14 protein-coding genes and 1 pseudogene are annotated in these 15,001 nt (G+C 71.3%); 7 read left to right on the top strand and 8 right to left on the bottom strand.

Features of this window, described 5'->3' with window-relative positions; all coding sequences use genetic code 11:
• Nucleotides 1–21: 21 nt before the first annotated feature.
• The 4 genes and pseudogenes from ACWIFB_RS00830 to otsB form a co-directional block, all read right to left on the bottom strand.
• Nucleotides 22–870: a metal ABC transporter permease gene (locus tag ACWIFB_RS00830; protein WP_454056994.1), complete on the bottom strand. Its 849-nt coding sequence runs from the start codon at nt 868–870 to the stop codon at nt 22–24.
• Nucleotides 870–1,634: pseudogene (locus ACWIFB_RS00835) on the bottom strand (metal ABC transporter ATP-binding protein); the annotation flags it as partial. The pseudogene ACWIFB_RS00835 and the gene ACWIFB_RS00830, both read right to left, overlap by 1 nt.
• A gap of 94 nt (nt 1,635–1,728) precedes the next feature.
• Nucleotides 1,729–2,817, bottom strand: a complete 1,089-nt coding sequence (locus tag ACWIFB_RS00840) for a metal ABC transporter solute-binding protein, Zn/Mn family (protein WP_452099647.1) — start codon at nt 2,815–2,817, stop codon at nt 1,729–1,731.
• A gap of 222 nt (nt 2,818–3,039) precedes the next feature.
• A complete protein-coding gene (gene otsB / locus ACWIFB_RS00845; RefSeq protein ID WP_452099646.1) occupies nt 3,040–3,843 on the bottom strand; it encodes a trehalose-phosphatase in 804 nt (267 codons plus the stop codon).
• 78 nt (nt 3,844–3,921) lie between these two features.
• Between otsB and ACWIFB_RS00850 the strand changes: the two genes are divergently transcribed.
• The 6 genes from ACWIFB_RS00850 (at nt 3,922) to ehuA (ending at nt 9,411) form a co-directional block, all read left to right on the top strand.
• Complete coding sequence (locus ACWIFB_RS00850) at nt 3,922–5,403, top strand: amidase (RefSeq protein ID WP_454056995.1); 1,482 nt, start codon at nt 3,922–3,924, stop codon at nt 5,401–5,403.
• Nucleotides 5,400–6,083, top strand: a complete 684-nt coding sequence (locus ACWIFB_RS00855) for a GntR family transcriptional regulator (protein WP_452099644.1) — start codon at nt 5,400–5,402, stop codon at nt 6,081–6,083. Before ACWIFB_RS00850 ends, ACWIFB_RS00855 begins: the two co-directional genes overlap by 4 nt.
• A 244-nt stretch (nt 6,084–6,327) precedes the next feature.
• Complete coding sequence (gene ehuB / locus ACWIFB_RS00860) at nt 6,328–7,179, top strand: ectoine/hydroxyectoine ABC transporter substrate-binding protein EhuB (RefSeq protein WP_454057041.1); 852 nt, start codon at nt 6,328–6,330, stop codon at nt 7,177–7,179.
• A 30-nt stretch (nt 7,180–7,209) separates the two neighbouring features.
• A complete protein-coding gene (ehuC, locus tag ACWIFB_RS00865; protein ID WP_452099643.1) occupies nt 7,210–7,941 on the top strand; it encodes an ectoine/hydroxyectoine ABC transporter permease subunit EhuC in 732 nt (243 codons plus the stop codon).
• Nucleotides 7,938–8,582, top strand: coding sequence for an ectoine/hydroxyectoine ABC transporter permease subunit EhuD (ehuD, locus tag ACWIFB_RS00870; protein ID WP_230931368.1), 645 nt, complete (start codon nt 7,938–7,940; stop codon nt 8,580–8,582). Before ehuC ends, ehuD begins: the two co-directional genes overlap by 4 nt.
• Before the next feature lie 67 nt (nt 8,583–8,649).
• On the top strand, nt 8,650–9,411 hold the full coding sequence (gene ehuA, locus ACWIFB_RS00875) for an ectoine/hydroxyectoine ABC transporter ATP-binding protein EhuA (RefSeq protein ID WP_230931369.1): 762 nt from the start codon (nt 8,650–8,652) through the stop codon (nt 9,409–9,411).
• 9 nt (nt 9,412–9,420) lie between these two features.
• Here the strand turns inward: ehuA and ACWIFB_RS00880 are convergent, their stop codons facing one another.
• Genes ACWIFB_RS00880 through ACWIFB_RS00895 form a run of 4 tightly spaced genes read right to left on the bottom strand, consistent with a single transcriptional unit; the run spans nt 9,421 to nt 14,112 of the window.
• Nucleotides 9,421–10,617 carry a CaiB/BaiF CoA transferase family protein gene (locus ACWIFB_RS00880; RefSeq protein ID WP_452099642.1) on the bottom strand — a complete coding sequence of 399 codons (1,197 nt, stop codon included), beginning with the start codon at nt 10,615–10,617 and terminating at the stop codon, nt 9,421–9,423.
• Nucleotides 10,614–11,867, bottom strand: coding sequence for an MFS transporter (locus tag ACWIFB_RS00885; RefSeq protein ID WP_454056996.1), 1,254 nt, complete (start codon nt 11,865–11,867; stop codon nt 10,614–10,616). Before ACWIFB_RS00885 ends, ACWIFB_RS00880 begins: the two co-directional genes overlap by 4 nt.
• A gap of 8 nt (nt 11,868–11,875) precedes the next feature.
• Nucleotides 11,876–12,961 (bottom strand): acyl-CoA dehydrogenase family protein, encoded by a 1,086-nt coding sequence (locus ACWIFB_RS00890; RefSeq protein ID WP_454056997.1) that lies wholly within the window; start codon nt 12,959–12,961, stop codon nt 11,876–11,878.
• Entirely contained in the window at nt 12,961–14,112 is a 1,152-nt protein-coding gene (locus ACWIFB_RS00895; protein ID WP_452099639.1) for an acyl-CoA dehydrogenase family protein, read from the bottom strand. Before ACWIFB_RS00895 ends, ACWIFB_RS00890 begins: the two co-directional genes overlap by 1 nt.
• A 129-nt stretch (nt 14,113–14,241) precedes the next feature.
• On the opposite strand from ACWIFB_RS00895, the gene ACWIFB_RS00900 reads away from it, so the two are divergent.
• Nucleotides 14,242–14,994, top strand: a complete 753-nt coding sequence (locus tag ACWIFB_RS00900) for an IclR family transcriptional regulator (protein WP_230931374.1) — start codon at nt 14,242–14,244, stop codon at nt 14,992–14,994.
• The last annotated feature ends 7 nt before the right edge of the window (nt 14,995–15,001 follow it).

Raw genomic sequence — 15,001 nt, forward strand, 5'->3', positions numbered from 1 at the left:
GCGGCACGGGGCCGGCCCGGCTCACCGCCTGCGCGCACCCACGACCCGACAGGCCAGGTAGATCACGAACGAGATCGTGGTGACGAACACCGACACCGGCACGCCGGGTGCCAGCGAGAGCAGCATCCCGCCCACGGCCGCGACCTCGGCGAACAGAATCGTCAGCCCGATCGCGCGCGCCGGGCTCGAGGTCACGGCGGCCGCGGCGGCGGCCGGGGTGATGAGCAGCGACAGCACCAGCAGCGCGCCCACGACCTGCACGGCCTGCGCGGCGGCGAGCCCCACGAGCACGGCGAAGACCATGTTGATCGCCCGCACGGGCACGCCGCGGGCCTCGGCGACCTCGGGGTCGGCGGAGGAGAACACGAGCGGCCGGTACAGGGCCACGAGCGCGGCGCAGATGATCGCCGCGACGATCGCCATCTGCACCACCCCGTGCTCGGATACCCCCACGATCTGGCCGGTGAGCAGGGCGAAGGCGGTGCCGGAACGACCGGGGTACAGGTGGATGAACAGCACGGCCAGGCCGAGGCCGAACGCCAGCACCACGCCGATCGACGAGTCGCGCTGGGAGGCCCGCGAGCCCATGATCCCGAACATCAGGGCCGCGATCACCGACCCGACGATCGCGCCGAACCCCAGGTTGAGGCCGAACAGCAACGCGGCGGCGGCGCCGGTCAACGCCAACTCGCTGGCACCGTGCACGGAGAACGACATCTGCCGCATCACGACGAACGGCCCGATCGCCCCGGCGAGCAACCCGAGCAGCGCGATGGCGGCCAGACCGAGCAGCACGAAATCCTGCTGCAGCAGGTAGGCGGTGACCTCGGTGTCGGCGAGGGACCGACCGATCTCGAGCAGGCGGTCCATCAGTGCGCTCCGTGGTCGTCGTCGTCGTGATGGTGGTGCCCGGTCGAGTAGGGCTCGGCCACCAGGTGCTGCGTGTCGCCCACCACGACGATCTGCCCGCGCACCCGCAGCACCTCGACGGGCGAGGAGTACAGGTCGGACATGACCTCGGAGGTGAACACCTCGTCGGGCGTGCCGATGCGGTGCCGGCCGTCGACGATGTAGAGCACGCGGTCGACCATCGGCAGCACCGGGTTGATCTCGTGGGTGACGAAGACGATCGCGGTGTCGTCGTCGCGGCGCCGGTGGTCGAGCACGGAGGCGACGGTGCGTTGGCCGGTGAGGTCGAGGCTGAGCAGTGGCTCGTCGCACAGCATGACGCACGGGTCGCACGCGATCGCCTGGGCCACGCGCACGCGCTGCTGCTCACCGCCGGACATCCGGCCGAGCGGCTTGTCGGCGAGCTTTCCGGCCTCGAGCCGGGCCAGCGAGTCCTCGACGATCCGCTTTTTCACCCCGCGTCGTCCGGGCCATCCGGGGCCCCAGCGGGTGCCGTCGATCCCCAGACTGACCAGGTCGCGGCCGCGCAGGGTGATGCCGGGGTCGAACGCGCGCTGCTGCGGCACGTAGCCGAGGTGGGTGCCGCGGTCGCCGGGCGCCCGGCCGTCCACGACGACACGGCCGGCGTCGGGGGCGAGCTCGCCGAGCAGCACCTTGAGCAGGGTGGACTTGCCGGCGCCGTTGGGTCCGAGGACGGCCACGAACTCGCCGGGCTGGATCTGCAGGTCGAGGTCGCGGATGAGGGTCCGGCCGCCGCGCGAGATGGTCACGCCGTCGAGCGAGACCACCGGGCCGGGCCCGGGGATGCCGCGCTCGTGGTCAGTGCCCACCGTCGCCCTCCGGCGTGGCGTCGGAGAGTGCGCGGGTCAGGTCGTCGACGATGTCGCGCATCCAGGTGAGATAGTCCGCGCCGTCGGGGAGGGTCTCGGTGAGATCGACGACGACGACACCGGCCTCCACCGCGGCGTCACGCACCCGGGCCGTGACGGCCGTCTCGGTCTGCGAGTTGAACGCCAGGAACGCGACCTCCCGCTTGTGGAGCAGGTCGATCAGGCCGGCGAGGTCGGCGGCCGCCGGGTCCGTGTCGTCCTCGACGGAGGAGAGGAACCCGGCCGGCGTCAGGTCCACCATGTGTGCGTAGTCGAACAGATGCGCGCCGATGCGCTCGGTCTGGGCGTAGGTGAAGTGCCCGCGGTCGTGGATCTCGTCGAGCTGCGCACGGAGCGGGCTCAGCTCCCCGCCGAAGTCCCGGGCGTTGGCCCGGTACTCCTCGGCGTGCTCGGGGTCGAGTTCGGAGAGCTGCTCGGCTACCCGCTCGGCCACGGCGGCCGTGGTGGGCAGGCTGAACCAGACGTGCTCGTTGGTCTCCGAATCGTGCGAGTGGCCGTGGTCGTCGGCGGCATTGTCGGCGGGGATGTCGTCGTCGTGCGCGTGGTCGTGACCGGCGTGACCCGCGTCGTCGCCGTGATCGTGGGAGTGCTCCGGCGCGGCCTCGCCGGTGACCCGGGAGTACTCGTCGACGGCCCGCACCACCGGGACATCCCCGGCGTTGGCCAGGGCGAGGTCCACGAACGAGTCGTAGCCGCCGCCGTTGTAGACCACGAGGTCGGCCGTGGCGACCCGGGCGGCGTCGGCGGGGCCGGCCTCGTAGGAGTGGGGGTCGGCGGCGGGGTCGGAGATCACGGACTCGACCTCCGCGTTGCCGCCGGCGACCTGCCGGGCGATGTCCGCGTAGACGGTCGTCGACGCCACCACGGACGGACCGTCGCCGTCGGCGGGCCCCGTGCCCGAGGCGCCGCCGCAGGCGGTCAGCGCGCCGGCGCCGACCAGAGCGGTGGCGAGCACGGCCAGGGTCCGGGACAGGCCGGCGCGGCGGGGCTGGCGGGAGGCCGGGCGGGAGGTCGACACGGGCACCACTCCTCGGGGTGAAGGCGAACGGTAATGGGAACCGTTGTCGGTAAGTGTACGACCGCGCCTGCGCAGGGCGACAACCCCGGGGGTGCTCCCGCCGCATGTGCCGCGCCCGCCCGCCTCCGGGTGTCCGGAATCGCCGCCCATTGGATGTCTCGCCACCCACGGGATTCGGCAGGTGGCGCGACATCCGATGGGTGGCGCTGCGGACCGGCGGGGTCAGCCGCGGAGGTCGGCCAGGGTTTCCAGCAGGCGCACGACGGCGGGGATGTCCTCCACTCGGTGGCCGGCCGCGGTCTCGCCCGGACCGACCTTGATCCCCACGTCCTGCGGGCGCAGTCGCGCGAAGCCGCGCTCGTCGGTGACGTCGTCGCCGATGAAGATCGTCACGTCGGCGCCGGCCTGCTCGGTGAGCCGCTCGAGTGCCGCCCCCTTGCTCGCCTCGCGGACCGCGATCTCCACGACGTTCTTGCCCTCGGTCACGAACACCCCGCCGGCAGCGGCGGGCCCGGCCAGCGCCCGGGCCGTCGCCTGCTCGCGTGCGGCCGGATCCTCGACCGGCCGGACATGCAGCACGGCGGCGGTCGGCTTGGATTCGACGTGCGCCCCGGGGGCGTCGGAGGCGATCTCCGTGAGTTCGGCGTGGATGCGGGCCAGGAGGGCGTTGTCGTCGTCGTCGAGTGGGGCGTCGAACCCGCCCTCCCACTCCGAACCGTGGCTGCCCACCAGCACCACCGGGGCGCCCGCGCCGCTCACCTCGGCCAGCGCGGCGCGGTTGCGGCCCGACAGGAGGGCGACCGTCGTGCCGGGCAGTTCCGCGAGTCGCGCGAGGACGTCGAGCGCGCCGGGGGCGGCGAAGGCGCTCATGGGCTCGTCGGCGAAGGGGGCGAGGGTGCCGTCGTAGTCGCACGCCACGACGAGGGCGGATGCGGCGGCGGCGCGGCGCAGTGCCTCGGCCAGGGCCGGGGTGAGGTCCGGCTCGGTGGGCTCTGGGGTGGAGGCGGTGTGGTCGGCGGCGCTCATGGCTCCAGCGTAGAAGATGTCCTTGACGGGGCGCGGACCGAATGTACGATTGTCGACAATCCGACGAAAGGTGGCCTGATGACCGCGTCTCTCACCGCACTGCAGCTCGCCGAGAAGTTCCGACGCGGCGAGCTGTCGCCCGTCGACGCGGCGCGCGACGCGCTGGCCGCGATCGATCGGGTCGACGGTCGGCTGAACGCGATCTGCCACACCGACCCCGACGAGACGCTCCGGCAGGCACGGGCGGCCGAGCGACGGTACCGCGACGGCACGGCGATCGGCCCCATCGACGGCGTCCCCACCACCATCAAGGACATCTTCTACACCCGTGGAGTGCCGACCCTGCGCGGCTCCCACCTGCTGGCCGACAAGCCCGGCGCGGACGACCCGGCCTCCTGGCCCGACGACGCCCCCGTGACCGCCGCGACCCACGAGGCCGGCTGCGTGGTGATCGGCAAGACCACCACACCCGAGTTCGCGTGGAAGGGCGTCACCGACAACACCCTGACCGGCATCACCCGCAACCCCTACGACCCGGCGCTCACCCCGGGCGGCTCGAGCGGCGGCGCCTCGGCCGCGGTCGCCGCAGGGCTCGGGCAGCTCGCGCTGGGGACCGACGGCGGCGGATCGGTGCGGATACCGGCCGCGTTCTGCGGCATCGTCGCCCTCAAGCCCACCTACGGCGTCATCCCCATGTTCCCGTCGAGCCCGTTCGGCACACTGGCCCACGCCGGGCCGATGACGCGCACCGTCGCGGACACGGCCGCGTTCATGGACGCGCTCCTGCGCCCCGATCCACGCGACTGGTCCGCGGTGCCCGCCCGCGCCACCACGCCCACCACCGGTGGATACCTCGCCGCCGCCACCGACGGCGCCCGCGGCGACCGGCCGCTCGAGGGGCTGCGCGTCGCCTACAGCGCGACCCTGGGATTCGGGAGGAACGACGACGACGTCGAGCGTGAGGTCGCGCGGGCCGTGGGCGTACTCGAGGCGCTCGGCGCGCGCGTCGACACGGTGGATCCCGGGATCACCGACCCCGTCGACGCGTTCCACGTCCTGTGGTTCGCCGGGCTCGCGGCGGTGCTCGCGCCGCACGGCCCGGGGGCGGTCGAGCGAGTGGACCCGTCGATGCGGGAGGCGCTCGGCCGCTACCACGACTTCTCGGCCGCCGACTACCTCGACGCGGTCGCGATCCGGATGGCGTTGGGCGCCCGGCTGGCAGACTTCCACCAGAACTACGACCTGCTGGTCACGCCCACCACGCCGATCCCCGCGTTCGCCGTGGGCTCGGACGTCCCGCCGGGCTGGCACAGCCCCGACTGGACCTCGTGGACGCCCTACACCTACCCCTTCAACATGACCCAGCAGCCGGCGCTGTCCGTGCCGTGCGGGCTCACCGATTCCGGGCTGCCGGTCGGGGTGCAGCTGATCGGGGCCCGGTTCGACGACCTGCTCGTGATCCGCGCCGGGGCGGCGCTCGAGGCCGCGCTCGGTCAGGTGGTCCCGGCACCGCCCGTCCACGCCGACGCGCAGCTGGGGCCTGGGGGCGCCACGGCATGAACGAACCGGATCATCTCGCCGGGCTCGACCCGGTGGTGCAGGAGTCGACCCCCGCGATCATCGCGCGGGGGCTGCGCCGAGCGATCTCCGACGGCAGCTTCGCCCCCGGCGACCAGCTGGGGGAGGCCGCGCTGGCGCGCACCCTCGGGGTGAGCCGGGGCCCGCTGCGGGAAGCGATGCAGCGGCTCACCCAGGAGGGACTGCTGGTCTCGCACCGCAACCGCGGGCTGTTCGTCGCCGACCTCACCCCCGAGGCCGTGGCCGACATGTACCTGCTCCGCACGACCATCGAGACGGCGGCGCTCCAGCGCGTCCTCGAATCGGGGGCGGGTGCCCGGACCGCCGACGAGCTGGACTCCGCCGTGGACGCGATGGCGGCGCTGGCAGAAGAGCCCCGCTCGGCCGCGATGGTGGCCGCGGATCTCGACTTCCATCACGCGTTGGTCGAGGCCGCGCGCAGCCCGCGATTGTCCCGGGTCCACGAGACGGTGCTGGTGGAGACGAGCATGTGTCTGCACGCCATGAGCGCCACGTATTCGGACGCCGATTCGCGGTTATCGGAGCATCGCGCGATCGCGGAGGCGGTCCGGGCGGGGGATGCCGCGCGTGCCACATCGCTGCTGGTGGAGCACATGCACGACGGACTCGCCCGGGTCCGGGCGGCCGGCCCGGCGACCTGACCCCGGCGGGTCGGCCGAAGATCGGAGATGGTGAGGCTGAGGCGGTTGGGGTTTACGGTTGTGTCGGGAGCCACAAGTGACCCGTGATAAGTTCGGAATCAGCTAAGAGAGCATCGGGCGTGAGCCCACGTTCCGGTGAGACGTGAAGGTCGGACCGCGGGAGGGCCCGCGGTGCGATCGCGACCGGAAGGCTGACAAGACAATGGCACCCTCGATGTTGAGAAGTCCCGCACGAACCCGTGCGATGGGCGCGATCGCCGCGACCGCGGCGGCCGTCATGGCGCTGTCCGGCTGCACCTCCACCTCGACGGATGAGGACGGCAGTCTCCTCGAGCGGCTGCAGGATCAGGGAACGGTGACGGTGGGCTTCGCGGGTGAGGCCCCGTACTCCTTCGAGGAGAACGGCGAGCTGACCGGTGCCACCGTGGCGCTGCACCGCGAGATCTTCGGCAACCTGGGGATCGACACCGTCGAGGGCCAGAACGCCGACTTCGGCGCCCTCATCCCCGGCCTGCAGGCCAACCGCTTCGACGTGGTGAGTGCGGGCATGTCGATCCTGCCCGAGCGCTGTGAGCAGGCCGCGTTCTCCGAGCCCGAGTTCAACTACACGACCGCGCTGATGGTGCCCGAGGGCAACCCGATGGGGCTGACGGACCTGCAGTCCGTGCTCGACAGCGGCGCTCGCCTGAGCACCATGACCGGCGCGATCGAGTCCGACTACGCCGCCCAGATGGGTATCGACAACACGCAGGTCGCCACCCCGCAGGACGGCATGGACGCCGTCACCTCCGGCCGCGCGGACGTGTTCGCGCTGACCGCCATCTCGCTGAACTGGATGGCGGACAACAACCCCGACGCCCCGGTCGAGGTGACCGAGTCGTTCGTCGCCGAGATCGACGGCGTGCCGCAGGTCGGCGCGGGTGGCACGGTGTTCCGCACCGACGACCAGGAGCTGCTCGACGCGTACAACGAGGAGCTCGCCAAGATCACCTCGGACCCCGAGAAGTACCTGGAGATCGTGGGCGAGTACGGGTTCACGGCCGAGGAGCTCCCGGATCCGGAGCTGACGACCGCGGACCTCTGCGCAGGGGCGTGATCCCGATTCCGAGAACCGGGGTGAGCGGCAGTGGACCGTAACCTCGACGCCTTCCTGGATTCCTGGCCCGGATTCCAGGAAGGCATTCTCATCACCATCTACCTGACCCTGGGCGGGGCGGCGCTGGCGTTCGTCATGGCGCTGGTGCTCGGCGTCGCCGCGGGGTCGCGACTCATCGTGTTGCGCGGGATCGCCCGCACGATCATCGAGTTCTTTCGCGGAACCTCCCTGCTGGTACAGCTCTTCTGGCTGTTCTTCGTGTTGCCCCTGCTCGGGTACGAACTCGACCCGCTGTTCTGCGGGATCCTGGCACTGGGCCTGAACTACGGCGCGTATGCCGCCGAGGTCGTCCGCGGAGCGCTGGCGGCCGTGCCGGCCGCGCAGACCGAGGCCGCGATCGCGCTCAACCTCTCGACTTGGCAGCGGCTGTACAAGGTGACGTTCCCGCAGGCGTGGGTGCAGATGATCCCGCCGCTGAACAACCTGCTGATCCAACTCCTCAAGGGCAGCGCGCTGGCCAGCTTCATCCTGCTGCACGACCTGACCTTCCAGATCGGCGAACTGCGCAAGACCACGGGCGACACCCTCTTCGCGTTCGGAATCGGCCTGATCCTGTACTTCGTGATCGCCTACGTACTGACCCTCTTCATGAACCTGCTCGAATTCCTCGCCAAGGCCCGTCTCGGGACCGGACCGACGCTCAAGGGGCTGCTGAGTCTGCGGCCCGAACGCGTCGACGACGCGGTGGGGGTGGACCGATGAGCGTGAACTGGAGTTGGGAACGCGCGGTCGAGAGCATCCCGTTCCTGCTGGAGGGCTTCAAGATCACCCTGCTGGCCACGGTGGCGGGTTTCGTCATCGCCGCGATCCTCGGACTGGTGGTCGCGGTGCTACGGCGCTCGGGCCCGAAGGTCGTGACGGTGCCGCTGCGGATGGTCACCGAGTTCATCCGGCTGACGCCCCTGGTGGTGCAGCTGCTGTTCGCCTACTTCCTGCTGCCACAGTTCTCCGCGTTGCAGATCGGTATCACCGTGCTCGGCATCCACTACGCCACCTACATGGCCGAGGTGTACCGGGCCGGCATCGACGCGGTGCCCCGCGGGCAGTGGGAGGCCGCGCGTGCGCTGTCGCTGCCCCCGGGACGGACCTGGCGCGCGGTGGTGCTGCCGCAGGCCATCCGGAACACCGTGCCCGCGCTCGGCAACTACGCGATCTCACTGTTCAAGGACACCCCGTTCCTCTTCGCGATCACCGTGGTCGAGATGGTCACGGCCGCGCAGCAGTACGGCGCCCGGAACTTCCAATACCTCGAGCCGATCACGATCGCCGGCGTGATCTTCCTGCTCGCGAGCTACCCGACGTCGATCCTGATCCGGAGACTGGAGAAGACCCTTGTCTACTGACGGAAACCCCCCGACCGGACCCGCCCGGCCGGCGGACCCAGCGGGCGCGGGCTATGACGGCTCGCACATGGTGGTGTTCGACAAGGTGCTCAAGCAGTTCGGCAGCAACGTCGTGCTGGACCACCTGGACTTCACCGTGCGACGGGGCGAGCGTGTGGCCCTGATCGGCCCCAGTGGCTCGGGTAAGACCACCATCCTGCGTCTGCTCATGACGCTCGAAGAGGTCAACGACGGAGTGATCTGGGTGGAGGGCCAGCCCCTGACCCACCAGCGCAAGGGCGACAAACTGGTCAAGGCGTCCCAAAAGCACCTCCGGCAGGTCCGGTCGAAGATCGGGATGGTGTTCCAGCAGTTCAACCTGTTCCCCAACATGACGGTGATGGAGAACATCACCGAGGCCCAGATCCATGTCCTTAATCGCTCCAAGGCCGAGGCCGTGGACCGGGCCCGCGAGCTCCTGGCCACGGTCGGGCTGTCGGACAAGGAGAACGCCCACCCCACCACGCTCTCGGGCGGTCAGCAGCAGCGGGTCGCGATCGCTCGCGCGCTGGCCATGGACCCGGACATCCTGCTGCTCGACGAGGTGACATCCGCCCTCGACCCCGAGCTCGTCGCCGACGTCCTCGGTGTGCTGAGGACGATCGCCGAGACCACTGACATCACCATGCTGCTGGTCACCCACGAGATGGGATTCGCCCGCGACGTGGCCGACCGGGTTCTCGTGTTCGACAAGGGCAAGATCGTCGAGGAGGGCACGCCCGAGGCAATCTTCACCAACCCGCAGAAGGAGCGGACGCGGACGTTCCTCAAGGCCGTCCTCGACCGCTGACCGGGGGCGTCAGGCGGGCAGGACGCCGGCTGCCCGTAGTCCCTCTGCCTGCTCCTCGGTGATCCCGAGCTCGGAGAGCACCTCGGCGGTGTCCGCGCCGCGGTCGCGCGGGCCGAAGCGGACGGCGCCCGGGGTGTGCTCGAGCTTCACCGGGATGCCCACGCTGCGGTACCCGTCCCGCTCGACCACCATCTCGCGGTGGAGGACCTGGGGCAGCGACATCGCTTCCCCGACCGTGTTGACCGCCCCCGCCGGCACCCCGGCTGAGCGACACAGATCCGACAGCTCGGCGCGGCCCCACTCGCCGACGATCGCGCCGAGCGTCCCGCGCAGCTCCGCCGAATGGGCGAGCCGCTCGGCATTGGTGACGTAGCGCGGGTCCTCTGCGAGCTGGCCGACGCCGAGCGCGGAGGTGAGAGACCGGAACTGCGAGTCGTTTCCCACGCCGATGAAGAACGGGCCGTCCGCGCACTGGAACGTCTCGTACGGGCAGATCGTCGGGTGTGCCACGCCGGTGCGCGGCGGGGTCTCGCCCGTGGCGAACCACTTGCCGGCGTGCGGGTGGAGAATCGATACGGCGTTGTCGAGCAGCGCGAGGTCGACCAACTGGCCCCGGCCGGTCGTCTCCCGGGCGTGCACGGCCATGAGGATCCCTGCCATCGCGTTGAGGCTGGTGATGATGTCGACCAGGGGGATGCCGACGCGCATCTCGGGACCGTCGGCCTCACCGTTGATGCTCATCAGGCCGGACAGTGCCTGGAGGACGGCATCGTATCCGGGCGCGCCGCCGAGCGGACCGTCGACGCCGTACCCGGTGATCCGGCAGTGGATGAGCCGTGGGAACTCCACGGCGAGCACCTCGTCGGACAGGCCCCAACGATCGAGTGTGCCGGCCTTAAAGTTCTCGATCACCACGTCCGCCTCGGCCAGCAGTCGGCGAAGGAGGGACTGCCCCTCGTCGGTGCGCAGGTCCACGCTGATGTTGCGCTTGTTGCGGTTGAGCCCGTCGAAATAGGCGCTGTGGCCCGGTTTGACGAAGGGCGGGCCCCACCACCGGGTGTCGTCGCCGGCGGGGGGTTCGACCTTGATCACGTCCGCGCCGTGGTCGGCGAGCATCTGCCCGCAGAGCGGCCCGGCCAGGACGCGGGAGAGATCGACGACCCGCAGGTCGGTGAGCGCGCCGGTGCGGTCGGTGGTGTCGGTCATCTGTCACTCCTGGTGTTCGGTGTGGTCTGGTCGCGGGGGTCGGGTGCGCGACGGGTCGGCAGGGCACCAACCCGGCCGAGCTCGTCAAAGGGATGCCGGCGGAGCGAGACGCTCGTGGTGGCCGCCGAGGCGGCGGTGAGTGCGCCGGAGAGGAGGAATACGCTGCCCGGGCCGGCTATCCCGGCGATCGCGCCGGCGCCGAGGGGGACGAGGACCTGGGCGGCCCGGTTGCCGGTCAGTCGCAGCGACAGCGCTGCGGCGCGCTCCCCGGCCGGCGCGGCCGCGGTCACCCAGTTCATGGTCACGGGTTGGTTCATGCCCCAGAAGAACCCGATTACGGCGAGGCAGGCGAACATCGTCCCGGCGTCGCCGGCGAGGCCGAGTACGACCACCGCCGGGGTGGTTACGACGGGGGAGGCGATGAGGATCGCGCGCTGGGACCACCGCCGCAACGCCCACGGTGTGGCCGCGCGGGAGATCATGGAGAACACCGAGCGCGTCGCGACGAGCAGGGTCACCACGAGCGGCGTCAGCCCCACGGACTCGCCCAGCACGGGCATGTACGCGGTGATGAGGTCGAAACCCGTCACCACGATGAGCGCGGCGAAGATCGACGGCGGCATGCCCTTCCGGCGCAGGAGCGCGGTCATCGACTCGGCCCGGGGCTGACCTGCGCTTCGCGCGGGGGGCGTCGACCGGGGCAGGGCGAGCGCGAACGGCAGCGAGATGACGATCGCGCTCGCCATCACCCACAGCGCCGGGCCGGTGTCCACGTGCTCACCGGTGCGGCCGGCCTGGAGCAGGACGCCCATGACCGGCGTACCCACCGCCTGGCCGACCGAGACGGCGAGCGTGAACATCGCAAAGCCGTTGACGTGCCGGTCGCGGGTGGTGAGCTCCATGACGAATCCCTGCGCGGCGATGAGGGTCATGACCTGACCCAGGCCGACCATCGCGTTGGCGGCGGCCAGGACGGGGATGGAGGGCGCCACCGCGGTCAGGGCGACCGCTGACGCGGACACCGCGGTACCGACGGCGAGGACGCCCCAGCTGCCGCGCCGGTCGACGAGCCGCCCGAACTGCAGGGCGACGAGCATCGGCAGCGCCGCGAACGTGGCGGCGACCAGCCCCACCTGGGCGGCGTCGCCGCCGAGCGCGAGGGCCCGGTACGAGACCGCCACCCGCACGGCGTCGTACGCGCCGTTGACCAGCACGACGGCGACGAACAGTCGGGCGAGCGGAGCGGTCACGGATCGGCCTAGGCGCCGGTCACGGCGTCGAGCCACGCCGAGGGGATCCCGTCGACGGGGGCGCCCTCGACGATCATCGGCCAGGCCCCGTCCATCCCGCCGGTGACGGCGGCGCGGCTGAGGAAGCCCTCCCAGAAGGCGGCCGAGCCGAACTCCGACCGCCACTGCAGCGCGGGGAGGGTGAGCCGGTGCAGCGTGTGCTCATGCGTCGTGCCGATCGCGCCGTGGATCTGGTGTGCGTTGCGCACGGCGACGGCCAGCGCCTGCGAAACGACGCTCCGGGCCACGGCCACGCGGAATTCCGACAGGTCCCCGGCGAGGTCGTCGGTCAGGGCGTCGACGAGCGCGGTGTCAACGGCGGCGCGGGACAGAACGGATTCGGCGGCGATGTCCACGACCAGGTTCTGCACCGACTGGAATTTCGCCAGCGCCCGGCCGAACTGGTTCCGCTCGGTGGTGTGGGCGATCGACGAGGCGAGCATCCCGTCCATCGCCCCGACGCACTGGAGGGCGCGGGCGAGGGCGCCGCGCAGGACGTGGGCCTGCACCGCCGAGGCGGGGACCGGCGCCCACGGGTGGTCGCCGTCGGCGGTGACCGAGCCGGTGGGGACGGCGGAGATGCCCTCGGACTCGACGACGACGAGGTGGTCGGTCGCCACGTCGGCGACCTCGTAGCCGTCTGATACCCGCCGGACGCACAGGACGGTCGCGGTGGCGCCGGCCCAGGGCACGCGGTGCGCGGTGCCGTCGGACCCGAGGACGGCCACTGTTGCGGTCTGCCCGGACGAGTCGTCCAGGCCGGCAGCGCGGCGGAGGGGGCCGGCGAGCAGGTCGGTCTCGGCGAACGGCACGGCCACACCGGCGGCGGCGAGCGTCCGCAGGAGGGCCGCGGCCTCGGTCCAGCCCGCGCCGCTGCCGCCGGACTCCTCCGGCGCGGTGAGTCGGGCGAGGCCGACCTCGGTCAGGGTGGCCCACACCGCATCCGGGTCGGGCTCGACGTCGGGTCCGGAGAACCCGGAGACGAGGTCGTCCATGAGGTTCTGCAGGTCGGGATCGACACCGAGGTCGATCTCGGTGGTGTTCGAGGTGGTCATCAGCGCATCCCCAGTCCCCGCGCGATCACGCCGCGCAGGATCTCGTTGGTTCCGCCTCGGAGCGTGAAGCCCGGGCGTTGGTGTAGCCCTGCACGCAGGAGGGCGTCGATCTCTCCGGGGGCGGCGGGTGTCTCGTCGCCGAGCCCGGTGGAGACCACGTCGACGAGGTCGCCCTCGGTCGTGGTTCCGAGCAGTTTGACCAGCGCGGCCGCGGTGTCGGCCTTCTCTCCCCGTTGCAGGGCGCCCGCGATGTTCTGGCTCAGGGCGTGGAGACCGGCCATCCGGGCGACGGATCGGCCGAGGTCGGTCCGCTCGGGGAGCCTGCCCGCGGTGATCTCACCGATCTCGGCTGCGAGCAGGCGGAAGGAGGACAGGAAGCGTTCGGGCCCGCTGCGTTCGAAGGCGAGCTCGGCGTTGACCTGCTCCCAGCCGTTGCCCGGGGTGCCGAACACGCGGGAATCGGGGACGAACACCTCGTCGAGGACGACCTCGTTGAAGTGATGGTCCCCGGATAGCGAGACGATGGGGCGGATGGTGACGCCCTCGGCGCGGAGGTCGACGATGAACTGACTCAGGCCGGCGTGCCGGTGATTCGTGTCGAGTGGCTCGGTGCGGGCCAGGGCGATGAACGCCTCGGCGTGCTGGGCGCCGGAGGTCCACACCTTGGTCCCGGTGATCGTCCACCCGCCGTCGACGCGCACGCCCCGGGTGCGCACGCTCGCGAGGTCGGACCCCGAGTCGGGCTCGCTCATGCCGATGCCGAAGCAGCAGTCGCCGGCCGCGATCCGCGGCAGGAACTCCTGCTTCTGCTCCTCGGTGCCGTAGCGCAGCAGCGAGGGCGCGATCTGCCGGTCGGCCACCCACTGCGCGGCGACCGGGGCGCCCACCGCGAGGAGTTCCTCGGTGATGACGAAGCGCTCGAGGTGTGTGCGACCGCGGCCGCCGTACTCCTCGGGGATCGTCATGCCGACCCAGCCGCGATCGGCCAGGCGCCGGGTGAACGCCTCGTCCCAGCGGGTGAGCCACGTGTCGATCCACGGGGTGAATGCGCCTGCGGCGATCTCGGCGGCGAGGAACTCCCGCACCTGACCGCGGAGCTCCCGCATCTGCGGGGTCTCCACGGTCGTGGGCGGGGCGAAGGTGGTACTCATCGGTTCTCCTGCTGGTGAGGGCTGTCGGGCCGCGTGATGTCACTATGACACCGCTCGGCCGATTACGCAATAGAGCAACTAGTTACGGATTTAAGTAAGTATGGGCTGCGACTTGGTAGGCTCGTGCTCATGACCACCACTGCCGAGCTCGATGCCCAGATCCCGGAACGGCCCAGGCATCGGATGGTGGACAGGGTGGCGTCGATCCTCGAGGCGGTGGCCCGGTCCGGATCGGGGATGACGCTCACGGCGATCGCCAAGGCGCTCGGCGCACCGGTCAGTTCGACGCAGGGGCTCGTCAACGGCCTGGTGGCCACCGGGTATCTGGACGAGCGGGACCGGGTCTACACCCTCGGGATGGCGCCGTACCTGCTCAACGTCATCGCGGGTCGCCCTCCCGTGACGCAGGTCCCCCACGACGCGCTCGAGGCGATCAACGAGGAGACCGGGATGGTCACCGTTCTCTCCGCCGCGGTGGGCGACGACCTGTTCTACGTCGATCACGTCTCGTCCGACCCCGCCTATGCGTACCTCGCCGAGAACCGTCTGCGGCGCTCGTTGCTCCGGACGTCGGCCGGGTGGGTCCTGCTCGCGGCGCGGGAGAACCGGGACCTCTGGGCCTACCTCAATGCCCGCCCCGAGGCGGATTCCGGCCGGGTCGAGGCCTTCCTCGAGGCGCTCGCGCAGATCCGCGAGACCGGGATCTGCGCGGCGCCCCACGCCGCCGAGAAAGGCGCTGATGGCGTGTCGGTCGCGGTGACCGAGCGGGGCGGCACGATCGCCGCGGTGGGCGTCATCGGTTCCCGTGCCGAGATCGATGAGCGACGTGACGACCTCGTGGAGATCCTCGGCCGTCACGTCGCCACCTGGCAGCTCGACTGACCGCGCC

The organism is Dietzia sp. NPDC055340, assembly GCF_053645335.1.